Origin of the sequence: Streptomyces lateritius (genome assembly GCF_014649715.1) — a bacterium.
Lineage (GTDB): Bacteria > Actinomycetota > Actinomycetes > Streptomycetales > Streptomycetaceae > Streptomyces > Streptomyces lateritius.
This window is the reverse complement of the sequence record NZ_BMTO01000007.1, coordinates 92536-107104: the sequence shown is the minus strand read 5'-3', so window position 1 is coordinate 107104 and position 14569 is coordinate 92536. Positions and strand designations below refer to the sequence as shown.

The following is a 14569-nucleotide window of genomic DNA, read 5'->3' as shown; positions in this document are numbered from 1 at the left end:
AAGGCAGCCCCACCGTGACCACAGCCTCCGCCCGGATCACCGCCGCCGACACCTACGACGTCCGCTTCCCCACCTCGCGGGAACTGGACGGATCCGACGCGATGAACCCGGACCCCGACTACTCCGCCGCCTACGTCGTGCTGCGCACCGACGCCGGCGACGGGCACGAAGGACACGGCTTCACCTTCACCATCGGACGCGGCAACGACGTCCAGGTGGCCGCCATCGACGCACTGCGGCCACACGTCGTGGGCCGCTCCGTCGAAGAACTCTGCGCCGACCCGGGCATGCTCAGCCGCGACCTGATCGGCGACAGCCAGCTGCGCTGGCTCGGCCCCGAGAAGGGCGTGATGCACATGGCGATCGGCGCCGTGGTCAACGCCGTGTGGGACCTGGCGGCCAAGCGGGAGGGCAAGCCACTGTGGCGGCTGCTCGCCCACGCCTCGCCGGAGTGGCTGGTCTCCCAGGTCGACTTCCGCTACATCGCCGACGCCCTCACCCCCGAGGACGCCCTCACGCTCCTCCACGAGGGCCGCGAGGGGCTCGCGGAACGCGAGGCAACCCTGCTGGAGCGCGGATACCCCGGCTACACCACCTCCCCGGGCTGGCTCGGCTACACCGACGACAAGCTCACCCGGCTGGCCAAGCAGGCCGTAGCCGACGGCTTCACGCAGATCAAGCTCAAGGTCGGCGCCGACATGAGCGACGACATCCGGCGGCTGCGCACCGCCCGTGCCGCCGTCGGTGACGGCATCCGCATCGCCGTCGACGCCAATCAGCGGTGGAACGTGGGCGAGGCGATCAAGTGGACCAACGCGCTCGCCGACTTCGACCCGTACTGGATCGAGGAGCCGACCAGCCCCGACGACGTCCTCGGCCACGCGGCCGTACGGCAGGCCGTCGCTCCCGTGAAGGTGGCCACCGGCGAGCATGTGCAGAACCGGATCGTCTTCAAGCAGCTCCTCCAGGCCGGCGCCATCGATGTCCTCCAGATCGACGCGGCGCGGGTCGGCGGGGTCAACGAGAATCTCGCGATCCTGCTGCTCGCCGCGGAGTTCGGGGTGCCGGTGTGCCCGCACGCCGGCGGAGTGGGGCTCTGCGAGCTGGTGCAGCACCTGTCGATGTTCGACTACCTGGTCCTCTCCGGTACCACCGAGAACCGCGTCATCGAGTACGTCGATCACCTCCACCAGCACTTCATCGAGCCGGTGGTGATCCGAGACGGCCACTACACCGCGCCGCTCGCCCCCGGCTTCTCCGCCACCATGCGTGAGGAGTCCATCGCCGAGTACCTCTACCCGGACGGCACGTTCTGGGTGGCCGACCGCGCCGCGCAGGAGGAAGTGGCATGACCGAACTGACCGGACTCAGGGCTCTCGTCACCGGCGGCGCGTCCGGCATCGGCCTCGCCACGGCCCACGCGCTGGCGACGCGGGGCGCGGCCGTCGCCGTACTCGACCTCGATCCGGGCGGCTTACGCGAACCGCTGCTCGGGCTCAAGGCCGACGTCGGCGACGACGCCTCCGTACGCGCCGCGGTGGAGGAGGCGGCCACGCGGCTCGGCGGCATCGACATCCTCGTCAACAACGCGGGGATCGGTGCCGTCGGCACCGTCGCGGACAACCCCGACGAGCAGTGGCACCGCGTCCTGGACCTCAACGTCCTCGGCATGGTCCGCACCACCCGGGCCGCACTGCCCCACCTGCGCCGGTCCGCGCACGCGTCCGTGGTCAACACCTGCTCGATCGCGGCCACCGCCGGACTGCCGCAGCGCGCCCTGTACTCCGCCAGCAAGGGCGCCGTGCTGGCCCTCACCCTGGCCATGGCCGCCGACCACGTCAGTGAGGGCATTCGCGTCAACTGCGTCAACCCCGGCACCGCCGACACCCCGTGGGTGGCCCGGTTGCTCAGCGCCACCGATGACGCCGAGGCCGAACGCGCCGCCCTGGGCGCCCGCCAGCCCATGGGTCGTCTGGTGACCGCCGACGAGGTGGCGGCTGCCATCGTCTACCTGGCCGGTCCGGCCGCGGCGTCCGTCACCGGCACCGCGCTCGCGGTGGACGGCGGCATGCAGGGCCTGCGGGTGCGTCCGGCGGCCCAGGCGTGAAGACCACCAGGCTGGGCGGCAGCGCGGTACCGGTCTCGGAGCTGGCCCTGGGCTGCGCGGCCCTCGGCAACCTCTGCCAACCGGTCACCGACGAGGCCGCCCGCGCCACGGTGGACGCGGCCTGGGACGCCGGCGTCCGCACCTTCGACACCGCCCCGCATTACGGACTGGGCCTGTCGGAACGGCGGCTCGGTGCCGCCCTGCGCGACCGCCCCCGCGACACGTACACCCTCTCCACCAAAGTGGGCCGACTCCTCGCGCCCGGCCCGCAGGGCGGCCTCGGGGACGATCTCGGCCACGGCTTCGCCGTCCCGGCCACCCACCGCCGGGTCTGGGACTTCAGTGCCGACGGAGTGCTGCGCTCCCTCGAGGCGAGCCTGGAACGCCTCGGCCTCGACCGCGTCGACATCGCCCTGCTGCACGACCCGGACGACCACGCCGAGCAGGCGCTGCGCGAGGCGTACCCGGCGCTGGAGCGGCTGCGCGCCGAGGGCGTGGTCGGGGCGATCGGCGTCGGGATGAACCAGTCCGCCCTGCCCGCCCGCTTCCTGCGCGAGACCGACATCGACGTGGTGCTCCTGGCCGGCCGCTACACCCTGCTGGAACAGGACGGGCTCACCGAACTGCTCCCGGAGGCGGCCGCCCGCGGCCGCAGGGTCATCATCGGCGGAGTGTTCAACTCCGGGCTGCTGACCGCCCCCCGGCCGGGCGCCACCTACGACTACGCGACGGCCCCGCAGCCGGTGCTCGACCGGGCACTGCGACTCCTTGCGGTCACCGAGCGCCACGGCGTGCCGTTGCGGGCCGCCGCGCTGCGCTTTCCGCTCGGCCACCCGTCCGTGGCGAGCGTCCTGACCGGTGCCCGTTCCCCCGGCGAGGTGCGCGACACCGTGGAGCAACTGCGGCGCCCGATCCCATACGCCCTGTGGGACGAGCTTCGCGCCGAGGGTCTGCTCGACCCGGACACCCCCGTACCCGTCCCCGCGCCCAGCGGGGAAGCCCCGGCGCCGAAGGAATTGTCATGAAGGTGCCCCCGCACACCAAGGTCCGCGCCGACCGCATCGAGGAGTACGACGCCGCGCACCGGCAGGTGCCCGAGGAACTGACCGTCGCCATCCGCGCCGCGGGCGTGAGCGAGTGGACGATCCGGCGCGGCGGCACCGACCTGTTCCACGTACTGGAGGTCCTGGACTACCAGGCGATGATCGCCGCACTCGAGAGGCGGCCGGCCGACATCGCCTGGCAGGCGCGGACGGCCGAGCCGCTGGACGTCGTCCACGACTACTCCGCGCAGGGTGCGGAGGCCTCGCTGCCGGCGGTGCGGGAGCTGTGACCGGCGCGGACGATGGGCCGGGAATCGTGGACGCCCACCACCACGTGTGGGACCTGTCCGTCCGCGACCAGGACTGGATCACCGGGCCCGAACTCGCCCCGCTGCGCAGGGACTTCTCCCTCGCCGACCTGACACCGGAGGCCCGCGCGGCCGGCGTCAGCGGCACCGTGCTGGTGCAGACGATCACCATGCCGGAAGAGACCCCTGAGCTCCTGGCCATGGCCGCGCGCAGCGACCTGGTCACCGGGGTCGTCGGCTGGACCGACCTGACCGCACCCGACGTCGCCGACACCCTCGCCGGGATGTGCGCCGGCCCCGGCGGGGAGCACCTGGTGGGGATGCGCCACCAGGTGCAGGGCGAGCCGGACCCCCGCTGGCTCGTGCGCCCGGAGGCCCTGCGCGGCCTGACCGCGATCGCCGAGGCGGGACTCGTCTACGACCTCGTGGTGAAGCCCCACCAACTCGCGTCCGCCGTCGAGGCCGCGCAGTGCCTGCCCGGCCTCACCTTCGTCCTCGACCACCTCGGTAAGCCGCCCGTCGCGTCCGGCGAACTCTCTCCCTGGGCGGAGCAGACCAGGCGCCTCGCCGCCCTCCCCAACACCGTCTGCAAACTCTCGGGCATGGTCACCGAGGCCGACTGGGCATCCTGGACGGTCGATGACCTGAGGCCGTACGCCGGCACCGTCCTGGACGCCTTCGGCCCCGGGCGGCTGATGTTCGGCTCCGACTGGCCCGTCTGCCGGCTCGCCGCCACCTACGCCGAAGTCGTCGCGGCTGCCCGCGACGTGACGGCCGAACTCAGCCCGGCGGAGCGCCGCGACGTCTTCACCGGCACGGCTGTGCGGACCTACGGTCTGACCATCACGGCACCCCCGGTCCCGCCCCAGGAAACCCCATGCGCGTAGCCCTCTTCCTCACTTGCTTCTGGTCGCCGTCAAGCGCTCCCAACTGTGCTTCGAAGCGCTTGACTTGGCGCGAGAAGGTAGCAAAGTCGTACCGCTGCCGAACGAGAGGGGTGGCAGGCGCGAACTTTCTCTGTGGCCTTTATTGACAGGTCGTCAATGCAAATGGGACTGTCGATGCGCTTCGATGATCGCCATCGTACCCAGCCCGCCTTGAGGGGTTTCCACGTGAGTTCCGTGCCCGCGTCCGCCTCCGAGCTGCCCGATTTCCGTGATCCCGCGCCGCCACTGCGGAAGCGCGGCGACGACCTGCTCTCACGGCTCACGCCCGACGAGCGGATCGCGATGCCGCACCGTTACGTGCCGGCCCGGACGCGGTGGTCCAGCTCTACGCCCGGACGCTGGACGCCCGTCACGACGCGCCCGGGCTACGGGGCAGACCGTCGCCGGCGAACTGGACGCCCCGCCCGAGGACGTCCGCGACCTGCGTCTGACCCGGCACGTTGACTTCCGCCTCACCGCCTCACCGCCTCACCGCCTCACCGCCTCACCGCCTCACCGCCTTCCGCTTCGGCAGATCTGGCAGGGGCGACCGAACGCTTACCCCCGCCCCGTATCCCGGCGGCCCGTCCGACGGAGGGGGGCGGGCCGCCGCCCTTGCCCAGCCGTGCGTCGGACCCGCGACGCACGCGGTCCACATGCCACTCGAACCACCCTCCCCGCCACCTCGTCCACACTCCGACCGGAGGAAGCACCATGCCGCTCACCGACCTCGGGCCTGACGACCTCGTCGGTTACCAGCCGCAGTTGACCGCTCCGAACGACTTCGACGCGTTCTGGCGCCGTACCCTCGCCGAAGCCCGGTCCTACGACGCGATCATCAAGTCCGAACGGGTCACTTCCGCGCACCTGCTGCACACCGTCGAAGTCGACGACGTGCGCTTCCCCGGCTGGAACGGCGAGCCGGTGGCCGCCTGGCTCCTGCGCCCACGCGGTGCGGACGGACCGCTGCCCGTCGTGGTCACCTACATGGGCTACAAGGGCGGCCGCGGGCTGCCCACCGACCATCTCTTCTGGTCCGCCGCCGGGTACGCCCAGCTCGTCGTCGACAGCCGGGGCCAGGGCCACGACACGCCGGACCGGGACGCGGGCGACGGCACGCAGTGGGCCGGCGGGTTCATGACCCGCGGCATCGACTCCCCCGAGAACTACTACTACCGGCGTCTGATCACCGACTGCGTGCGCGCCGTGGACGCGGCCGCGGAACTGCCCGGGCTCGACAGTCAGAGGATCGTCGTGGCCGGGGGCAGCCAGGGCGGCGGTCTGGCCCTCGCGGTCGCCGCTCTCGCCGGCGACCGCGTGGCGGCGGCGCTGCCGGACGTCCCCTTCCTGTGCCACTTCCGCCGCGCTGTTCAGATCACCGGGGAGGGCCCGTACCCGGAGCTCGTCGAGTACCTGCGCTGGCACAGCCGCGATCGTGTGGAGCCGACCTTCGCCACCCTTGACTACTTCGACGGCGTCCACTTCGCCCAGCGCGCCATCGCGCCCGCGCTGTTCAGCGTCGGCCTGATGGACCCGGTCTGCCCGCCCTCCACGGTCTACGCCGCCTACAACCACTACCGGGGGCAGGACCGCACCATGGTCGTCTGGCCCTTCGGAGACCATGGCGGCGGCTACGGCTCCAACCCGCCGGTCCAGCTGACCTGGCTGCGCGAGCGCGGTCTCACGCCGGAGCGCTGACCGCCGCACGAGCACCAGCACCTCGGCCGTCCCGGCCCTGCCCGCCGGGTTCCGCAGCCCGGCAGGGCCCTGGTGGACTTCACCCACCCCGCCGCCCGCGACCGGTACACCGGCAAAGACGGGAATCTCCTCTCGACGTTCTCGAATGCCGTAGCGGTCCGTCAATGGCCTGGATCATGACCGCTGCGGCCCTCAGACGCAGGCGTGACCGAAGTTGCGGGGCGGTTGGCGATCACGGGCGTCAGCGCCGGGTCTGAATGAAGCCGATCTTGTCGACCTCGTCGCCCGAGCGGCCGTGGAAGCCGGTGAGCTGCCGGTCTGGGGGAGCGGTGCGGGTCACGCAGTCGGAGGTCGGCGTGCCGCCGGCGAGGGTGCGTCCGAGGTTGGTGGTGAACCTGGCGTGAAAGATCCGAGTGCGGCCGTCCTTCTGTCCCCGGCACAGGTGGGCGGCGCTCACGTATTCGCCGCTGCCGAGCGTGAGCGCGGTCGCGGTGCCGCCGGTGCCGCCGTGGGCGAGTTCCGTGCCGTTGTCCAGGATGATGCTCAGCCGGTCGATTCTGGAACCGGCGCGCAGGGCGATGGTGGTGGCGCGGGCGCCGGCGGGGACGCTGCCGATGTCGTTGAAGTGGTCGCCGTGCGGTCCGCCGAACTGGTCGCTCAGCCGGAAGGCCGGGTTGCGCGACCAGGAGAGGCCGACCGCGATGGGGTCGTGGTCGGAGAGCATGAGCCCGTCGCCGGTGAGGAAGGCGGCGTGTTCGTTGTTGTAGGAGGTGGCGTCGAGCGAGATGAGCGTGCTGCCGCGGTAGAGGACCTTGTCGACGACCTCGCAGGTGTCGGGCACGGTCGGCTTGGACTGGTCGCAGATCAAGGGGGCGCTGCCTTTGGCGGGCGGGGTACCGTCGCGGATCAGCTCGACCCAGGCGTCGGTGAGGCCGTTGGCGGCGGCGAACTCGGCGACGGTGTCGCCGGTGCGGGTGTAGCGGGTGTTGGTGTCGCCCATGACGACGACCGCGTTGCCCGCCGAGTGGGTCTGTATGAAGGCGGTGAGCTGGTTCAGATTGTCCGCTCGGGCCGAAAGGTCCCCGGCGCTCGTACCGGCGTTGGTGTGCAGGTTGTAGAAGTCGACGTACGCGCCCTCGGCGAGGCGCTTCCGGGCGAAGGTGAAGCCCTTGGGGGTCAGGCAGTCGCCCGAGTCGTACTGGCACGACCTCCAGCGCACCCGCTCGAAGTCGTCCTCGTCGTAGGGAGTCTTCGACAGGGTGTTGAGCCCGCTGCCGATGCCGGCTCCGCCGCTGGTGGAAGCGCGGTGGGCATGGGCGGTGTCGGCGGCGTACAGGTGGGCGTGGTGGTTGAAGTCCTCTTGGTCGTGGACGATGTCGTACGGCGCGATCCGCCGACCGATCTCCTTCGTGCTGGACTCGCGGGGCGTCGGGGCGCTGGAGATGCTCTCCGGAAGGCCGGCCACGTTGTACGTGAGCACGCTGAAGGTGCCCGAGTCGGCGGCCGTCGCCTGTGGCGCCATCGCGGTGAGTGCGGTGAGTGCGGCTGCCGTCGCTGTCAGGCAGGCGAGGAGTCGGCGCATGGGTGTCTCCTGGCGGGGGGATTCGGCGGTGGTGCGGCGCCGGCCAGGCCGGGGCGGAGTCGTCCCCCCGGGCCTGGCCGACAGCGGATCAGATCAGGCGCAGGCGCTGCCGTTGAACGCGAAGGCTGTGGGGGAGGGATTCGCGCCGGTGTGTGTCCCCTGGACTCCGAAGCTCACGGTCGCACCGGGGGCGATCGCCCGGTTCCAGTCGGCGTTACGGGCGCTGACAGCGGTGCCGTTCTGGGTGACGGTCGCGTTCCAGGCGCTCGTGATGCGCTGGCTGCCCGCGTAGGTCCAGCTCAGCTGCCATCCTTCTACCGCCGTGGGGCCGGTGTTCTTGACGGTGAGGGTCGCGGTGAAGCCGGTGCTCCAGACGTTGTTCACCGTGTACGACACCGCGCAGGCCGCGGTGGGCGGTCCGCCGGTGGAGGTCCGCTCGGCGGCGTAGGCGGCGAGCCAGGCCAGCGGGGCGTTCCAGTTGACCGCGACTTCGTTGGTGGAGTACGAGTCGATGTGGTCGATGTAGCAGGCGGCAGGAGCGCAGCCGGCGAGCTTCTCCTGTGCCACCGGGTCCTGGAGGGCGCTGTTGGGGCCACCCGCGAGCGACCCGGCCGGCGGGTGGGGCAGGGAGGCATCCAGCTGGTGTGCCCAGAAGCGGTGGTGCTGGTTGCGCGAGAACGTCTCGCCGTAGCCGGTCACGTAGGAGAGTCCCAGGGCGTTACGGCCCAGCAGGTAGTCCAGCGTCTCCAGAGCGCCGGCGCGGTAGCGGGCGTCGCCCGTCAGTTCCCCGGCGACGGCCATGACGACCGCGTCGTTGGCGACCTCGCCGTTGGAGCCCCAGAAGTAGCCGTCCGCCGGGACGGGCACCGCGTATCCCTGGGTGGCCATCCTGGACAGGTAGCCGTCGGCCGCAGCGGTCACCGAGGAACGGACGCGAGCCAGGTCGGTGGCGGGCAGCCTGTTGGGGACGGTGGCCAGGACGAGCCGGCCGAGCGCGGCCGTGTCCGCCCAGCCGAAGCCGTACGGGCTGAACGCGTCGGCGGCGGTGTGCCAGGACGAGGAGGCGACCGCGTCCCGGTAGGCGCTCTCTCCGGTCGTCGCGTACAACTCGGCCGCTGCCCAGTAGAACTCGTCGGTGACCTGCGTGTCCCCATAGGCCCCGCCGCCCGTACTGTCGGAATCCGGCGCGTACAGGGCCGGGTTGGCCTGCGCTGAAGTCCAGGCACGGCGGGCGGCCGACAGGCAGCGGTCGGCGTACGCGGCGTCGTACGGACGGAAGACCCGGGCGCATTGCGCGGCGGCCGCCGCGAGGTTGAGGGTCGCCGCCGTGGACGGGCGGTGCAGCTCGCGGGGCTGGGCGTCCTGGTCGGGGAGGGTCGGTATGCCGGTCCAGGCCGCGTCATGGATCTTGTGGAACGCCATGCCCGCGTACGGCTTGCCCTCGGGCACCTGCATGCGCATCAGGAAATCGAGCTCCCACCGCGCCTCGTCCAGGACGTCGGGGATGCCGTTGCCGCGCTCGGGAACGCGCAGGGTCGAATCGCCGAGCGCCGCTTCCTTCCCCGCTCGCTTGGCCCGCTCGAAGGAGTTGACGACGAGCCAGGTGGAGATGCCGCCGTTGACCACGTACTTGCCGTGGTCGCCCGCGTCGTACCAGCCGCCCCTGACGTCCTGGGTGTAGTCGCACGCGGTGGCCTGGCAGGGGACGGAGGTGTCGCCCTTGTTGGGTGCGATGCCGAGGTGCCCGGCCCGCCGGGCGTAGGAGGGGCCGACCAGGGCGGCGTCGATGGCGATGCCGCTGCGCTGGTGGTGGAAGAACGCCATCGAGTCGGAGCGCAGTGAGTCGTAGAGGTCCGCGCGGATCTCGAACGGCACGCTGCTGCTGCCGTCCACCGTCAGGACGTATCCGGCGCCCGCCTGTTGGTACGACGAGAAGTCGGCCACCTGGACCGACTGCCCGGACGGGGTGTCCGCGCCGCGCGGGACGGTCGCACCGGAGGCGACCAGCGTCCCGGACGCGTTGCGCAGCTGCCAGGTGAGCGGCTGTGCCGCCGTGGTGACGACGGTGGCGCGCTTGGGACCGTCCGGCAGGTAGCCGACCTGGTTGACGCGTACGGCCGTGGTCGCCGTGGCGGCGGTCGGAAGGCTCGCCGCGGCGGGTGCGGCCAGGAGGCCGCCGACGAGCAGGGAACCTGTCAGCAGGACGGCGGCGACGCCTCTGATCTGCCGTAACGACGAGATGGGGCGGGGCATGAGCGGCTCCTCGGTGTCGATGCTGGTCAGCACGTGGAGTTGGTCTGGGTGAGCAGACCCATCCGCCGGGGCAGGCGTAGGTAGTCGCCCCCGGCGCCGGGGTCCATGCCCTGGTAGACGTACTGGAGACGGCACGGATCGATGGTCAGGGTCTGGTCGTTGCCGGCGCGGACCAGCTCGCCGTGGCTGATGTCCTGGGTCCAGGCGCCGCCCGGGATGGTGACGTTGGCGCGGCCCGTGAAGGGCTCGTTCTCCGTGGCCGCGAGTGGAGTCCAGTCACCGGTGAGGCTGGTGGAGGTGAAGGAGCGGAAGTAGCGCCGGCCGGTGGAGCCGATGGCCTCCTGGAGGAGCAGGTACCGGTTGCTGCCGGCGACCTTGTACACGTTGGTGGCCTCGAACAGGTTGAACTTGGTGTCCGACAGAACGATCTGCGTGTTCCCGAAGCCGTTGGGGAAGTTCGTCAGGCTGGTCTGGGCGCGGTAGACGTGACCGTTGTCGTCGCTGAAGAACAGGTGGCAGTTGGTGGTGTCGCAGATGACCCAGAAGTCGATCCAGGTCCCGTCGCCCTTGTTCTGCGTGACGATCGGCGGCTCCTGGGAGAGGAAGGTGCGCGGTGCGGACCACGAGCGTGGGTCCGCGGGGTTGGTGCTGGTGGAGTAGGTGGGCGGACCGGTCTGGTACACCATGTACCAGAGGTTCTGCGGCGCGAAGTAGAACACCTGGGGCGCGGCCCGGTAGCCCGGTCCCATGGGTGACGTGTCGAGGTAGGTGTGCGGCGCGGAGGCGGCCTGGGACCAGTCGGCGAAGGTGAACTGAGCCAGACCCCAGCCGGAGGGGCTGGCGGTCGTGGCGTAGGTCAGCCACTGGTTGTTGTGCCGCACGATCGAGAAGTCCTTGATCGCCGGCGTCTGTGGGTGCTGGGCGTCCGGCTTCGGACCGGCCAGGATGCCGCTGGAGGACCACCGGAACGTCGACGGCAGCGAGCCGCCGCCGTCGCTTCCGATGCGGACGAGTCGCCACTGCTGGTTGGTCCCGCCCCAGTCGGTGTACTGCACGACCTTGGCGCCGTCCGCGGTGGAGCCGCCCTGTACCTCGACGGCCTTGCCGCTGTTGCGGTTGATCAGCCGGACGTAACCGTCCGACGAATCCGCCGGCCGGAACTGCTGGTTGGTGCCGCCCAGATCGCTCCACTGCACGATGTCCGCCCCGTCGGCGGCGGAGTAGTCGTACACGTCCAGGGCCTTGCCGGAGTGCTGTGCCTTGAGCCGGTAGTAGTCGCCGCCCGAGTCGACGAACTGGAACCGCTGGTTGGAGCTGTCGGTACGGGTCCACTGCTGGACGGCCGCACCGTTGCCGGTGGCCGTGCCGGAGACGTCGACTGCCTTGCCACTGGCCCGGTTGACCAGGACGTACCATACGGACGGATCCACGGCGGCCGCCTGCGCCGTGCCGGCGGCGCCCAGGCCTGTCAGGAGCGCGGCCAGCAGGCAGATCACCGCGGTGAGCACCGTCCCCGACCTGCTGGGCCTTCGCCTGGCGAATTCGAATGCGGGATACATGTCAATCACGTCTCCTTCTTCGCTCTCGCGATGTCTGACCGGGAGGTCTCTGGGAGCGCTCCCAGAGACGAAATATCGAAAGCTGGTCGACGGGTCGGAGATCTGCAGCGCAGAGTAGTGACGCCCGCCATCACCGTCAACGGCTCGACCACATCGGCGACAAGAGAAGGGGGCCCTGGCACGCGGCTGGAACACCTCGCCGCCGCCACCGCGCGGCAACTGCTCCAGGACGCCGCCGACCGCATGGACCGCCCCTGCACCCGTACCGACGCCACCGGGCGCGTCGAGTGCGAGGTCGTCGCCGCGGTCGATGGATGCGACCTGCTGATCCCGGCCCGTGACGGCGACCGCATCCACCTCGATCCGCACAGCCCCGGCCCCGCCGCACGCTTCGACGTCGACCACGCCCCTGCCCGGTGCTGCTCGTCCGGCCCGAGCCGCCGCCGACGCTCCCGCCAAGTCGCAGCTCCTCCCCGTCGCATCACCTGACGGGCGACGGAGACGCGCACGTCCCAGGCGCGGCGGGAGGGCGATTCCCCGGCGCGGACCGTGAGGACCTGTCCGTCGTCGGGTACGACGACGTGATGGTCGCGCGATGGTCGAGCCCACCGCTCACCTCGATCCACCAGCCGCTGCGCGAGATGGGTGAGGAAGCAGTCCAGATGCTGTTGCGCCTGCGCGCCGGGGAGCCCTCGGTGACGCGCATGGAGCTCGCGACCACCCTCGTCGTCTGGAAGAGCACCGCCCCACCGCCTGCGCGGACCGCGACGGTGTCACCCCCGCCCGAACGCAGCGCTCTGTGAGACAGCGGGGACACCCCTCGGCCGAAGGAGCATCGGCCACTGCTCCAGTTGGAAGCAGGAGCCGGCACCGCCTGGGGCGAGATCCTCGATGTCTCCTCTGGGGTGATCCGTGACGAGGACCTGCGACCCGGGGGACCTCCGCAACGTCCGCCGATCCTACGCAGTCGCGTAACCCCCTCCAAGAGCCTGAAGATCGCCCGTGGGCGCGAGCGTTCCGGCGACGACGGCGGCGGCCCGGCCGCGTTCACCTCCCCGGCCTGCGGCACGGAACCGCGAGGGAATGCGGCCGTTGATCCGGTGGACAGCGTCGGCGGCCCCGCACGGCGGCCCGCACCGAGGGTTCGGGACCGTACGGCAGGATGCTCCGGACAGATCAGGGGGTGGGAGCCGTGCCGGATAGGGGCGACGCATGCACGATCAGCGCGACCAGGATCAGGGCGGCGGCAAGCCGGAGCACATGCAGGCTGCCCTGCCCGCTGGCATCCCCGACAGGGCTCCAGAGGCTGAAGCGGTGGTGTTCGTGTGTACGACATGTGGCCTCCCCCTTACGGGACCACTCACGCGGCTACCCGCAGTGCCCGAAGCTCCGCACTACGCGTGGTGGGACGCCGATGAACCGGGTCCGTCACCGTCGACCGTGCCGTCAGGCTGCTATGCGATCGAGACGGAGCCGTACGGTGCGCCCTTGGTCGTTGCCGAGGTACCCGGGCCGGTGATGCCCCGTCACGGGGAACACTGGAACACGGATGGCAAGCCGTTGGTGTCGCAGGGCCCGCGAGGCAACATCGTCATCAACCCGGGCGAGGCCCACGGGCTGGAGCTGCGGCACGCATCCCCCGCCTGCTGCGGAGCGACCCCGTACGGCGGAATGAACCAGCTGTGCGGCTGCGGAACGCTCGTCGCGACCCTCTCTTCCGACTGCTGCCTGCCGTACGAGCTCCATCTCTCAGCCGTCCACGTCCGCGCGGTTCGCCCGTGAGTGAGTAGGTGTGAGCCGCTGCCACTTCTCCTCGACATTCCCACGCCAGCCAGACATCGGCTGATGACGACGGCCCCCGACAGCGGTGCCAGATCTCATCTACGCAGCCGCCAGGGTTCAGCCCGCGCTCCACACCAGGGCCTAGCTGTATTAATCACGAGCGTCCGGCGTCCTACCCGGGCCGTTTCTGTGAGAGCACCGTCCCTCGCGATGATCTTCTCGCGGGCAGATCTGCGGGGATCCCGCGAGCGGCGATGAGTCCTGCGGCGTCCGGCTGTCGTACTGTCGAACCCGTTCCCGAGGAGGGTTTCTGATGCGCAGCGTGACCTATTCGATGAGCGTCTCACTTGACGGCTACATCGTCGGGCCGGACGGCGACTTCGACTGGACGGGGCCCGACGAGGAGGTCTTTCGCTTCTGGATCGACGAGATTCGAGAGGTCGGCGTCCATGTGCTGGGACGACGGCTGTACGAGACGATGCTGTACTGGGAGACCGCTGACCAGGATCCATCGCTCGACGACTCCATGCTCGAGTGGGCCGCGCTCTGGAAGCCGCTGCCCAAGGTGGTGTTCTCCACCACGCTGTCGGCGGTGCAGGGCCATGCCCGCCTGGCCTCCCGCGGCCTGGCGGAGGAGATCGAGCAGTTGCGAGCCGAGCCGGGGGAGGGCGACATCGCGATCGGCGGCGCGACTCTCGCGGCCGAGGCGGCCGCGTCGGGTCTGATCGACGAGTACCGGGCCATGGTCTACCCGGTGCTGGTCGGCGGCGGCATTCCGTTCTTTCCCCAGCACGAGCGCCGGGTGGATCTCGACCTTGTCGAGACCCGCACTTTCAGCTCGAGAGTCGTCTACCTCCGCTACCGCGTGGCGCGTTAGGCCTTGCTTTCCGCATCTCCCACTCCGGAAGGATCGCTGCCGACGCGGGGCTGGTGATATTGCCTCCGTCGGCAGGGGCAAGAGTGGTCAAGCCCGTGATCAGCGACAGGGCGCTTTGCGTGGAGCACCAACTTCGAGCGCAGCGTCGATGGCGCCGATCCTCGCGCAGGGATGCGACGGTCAGGGCGGGGCGCGTCGTCAGCGAGGAGGCGGCACCCGCAGGCATGTGTGGTGGAGCTGAGTCCGGAAGCGGCGACACGATCTCCTGGTGACCGGGGCACAGGGAGGGCGCCGGTCTGTGACAGCTACGGAGCGCGGTACCCGAGGGAATCACCGTGACCGGCGGACAAGAGCTCGGCCGGTGAGGTCGGCCATAGCTCAGGAGGCGATGCGCTCCCCAAGGAGCGGCCCCCGATGCCCCGGCGTAAGCCGTC

Annotated in this window: 11 protein-coding genes and 2 pseudogenes; 10 read left to right on the top strand and 3 right to left on the bottom strand. The window is 70.8% G+C overall.

Translation table 11 applies throughout. The features are described from left to right. The first annotated feature begins 14 nt into the window (after positions 1-14). The 6 genes from IE136_RS15750 to IE136_RS15725 all read left to right on the top strand — a co-directional run bounded on the left by IE136_RS15750 (position 15) and on the right by IE136_RS15725 (position 6082). Positions 15-1352 (top strand): L-fuconate dehydratase, encoded by a 1338-nt coding sequence (locus IE136_RS15750; RefSeq protein ID WP_158993433.1) that lies wholly within the window; start codon positions 15-17, stop codon positions 1350-1352. Continuing rightward, positions 1349-2107, top strand: a complete 759-nt coding sequence (locus IE136_RS15745; RefSeq protein WP_189600654.1) for an SDR family NAD(P)-dependent oxidoreductase — start codon at positions 1349-1351, stop codon at positions 2105-2107. Before IE136_RS15750 ends, IE136_RS15745 begins: the two co-directional genes overlap by 4 nt. Then, positions 2104-3132, top strand: coding sequence for an aldo/keto reductase (locus IE136_RS15740; RefSeq protein ID WP_189600653.1), 1029 nt, complete (start codon positions 2104-2106; stop codon positions 3130-3132). Before IE136_RS15745 ends, IE136_RS15740 begins: the two co-directional genes overlap by 4 nt. Next, a complete protein-coding gene (locus IE136_RS15735; RefSeq protein ID WP_189600652.1) occupies positions 3129-3440 on the top strand; it encodes an L-rhamnose mutarotase in 312 nt (103 codons plus the stop codon). Before IE136_RS15740 ends, IE136_RS15735 begins: the two co-directional genes overlap by 4 nt. Continuing rightward, positions 3437-4345: an amidohydrolase family protein gene (locus tag IE136_RS15730; protein ID WP_158993439.1), complete on the top strand. Its 909-nt coding sequence runs from the start codon at positions 3437-3439 to the stop codon at positions 4343-4345. Before IE136_RS15735 ends, IE136_RS15730 begins: the two co-directional genes overlap by 4 nt. Positions 4346-5098: 753 nt before the next feature. Next, positions 5099-6082 carry an acetylxylan esterase gene (locus IE136_RS15725; protein WP_189600651.1) on the top strand — a complete coding sequence of 328 codons (984 nt, stop codon included), beginning with the start codon at positions 5099-5101 and terminating at the stop codon, positions 6080-6082. A 241-nt stretch (positions 6083-6323) separates the two neighbouring features. Here IE136_RS15725 and IE136_RS15720 read toward each other — a convergent pair whose 3' ends face one another. The 3 genes from IE136_RS15720 to IE136_RS15710 all read right to left on the bottom strand — a co-directional run bounded on the left by IE136_RS15720 (position 6324) and on the right by IE136_RS15710 (position 11476). Continuing rightward, positions 6324-7664, bottom strand: a complete 1341-nt coding sequence (locus tag IE136_RS15720) for a jacalin-like lectin (protein ID WP_189600650.1) — start codon at positions 7662-7664, stop codon at positions 6324-6326. 93 nt (positions 7665-7757) lie between these two features. After that, positions 7758-9917 carry a glycoside hydrolase family 9 protein gene (locus tag IE136_RS15715; RefSeq protein WP_189600773.1) on the bottom strand — a complete coding sequence of 720 codons (2160 nt, stop codon included), beginning with the start codon at positions 9915-9917 and terminating at the stop codon, positions 7758-7760. A gap of 26 nt (positions 9918-9943) precedes the next feature. After that, positions 9944-11476 carry a non-reducing end alpha-L-arabinofuranosidase family hydrolase gene (locus IE136_RS15710; protein ID WP_189600649.1) on the bottom strand — a complete coding sequence of 511 codons (1533 nt, stop codon included), beginning with the start codon at positions 11474-11476 and terminating at the stop codon, positions 9944-9946. A 174-nt stretch (positions 11477-11650) separates the two neighbouring features. Here IE136_RS15710 and IE136_RS15705 point away from each other — a divergent pair. The 4 genes and pseudogenes from IE136_RS15705 to IE136_RS15690 all read left to right on the top strand — a co-directional run. Beyond that, positions 11651-11952: pseudogene (locus IE136_RS15705) on the top strand (universal stress protein); the annotation flags it as partial. A gap of 75 nt (positions 11953-12027) precedes the next feature. Further along, positions 12028-12279 (top strand): annotated as a pseudogene (locus IE136_RS15700) (substrate-binding domain-containing protein); the annotation flags it as partial. Positions 12280-12964: 685 nt separating this feature from the next. Further along, positions 12965-13258, top strand: a complete 294-nt coding sequence (locus tag IE136_RS15695; RefSeq protein ID WP_189600648.1) for a hypothetical protein — start codon at positions 12965-12967, stop codon at positions 13256-13258. A gap of 313 nt (positions 13259-13571) precedes the next feature. Next, positions 13572-14135, top strand: coding sequence for a dihydrofolate reductase family protein (locus IE136_RS15690; protein ID WP_158993449.1), 564 nt, complete (start codon positions 13572-13574; stop codon positions 14133-14135). Positions 14136-14569 lie beyond the last annotated feature (434 nt).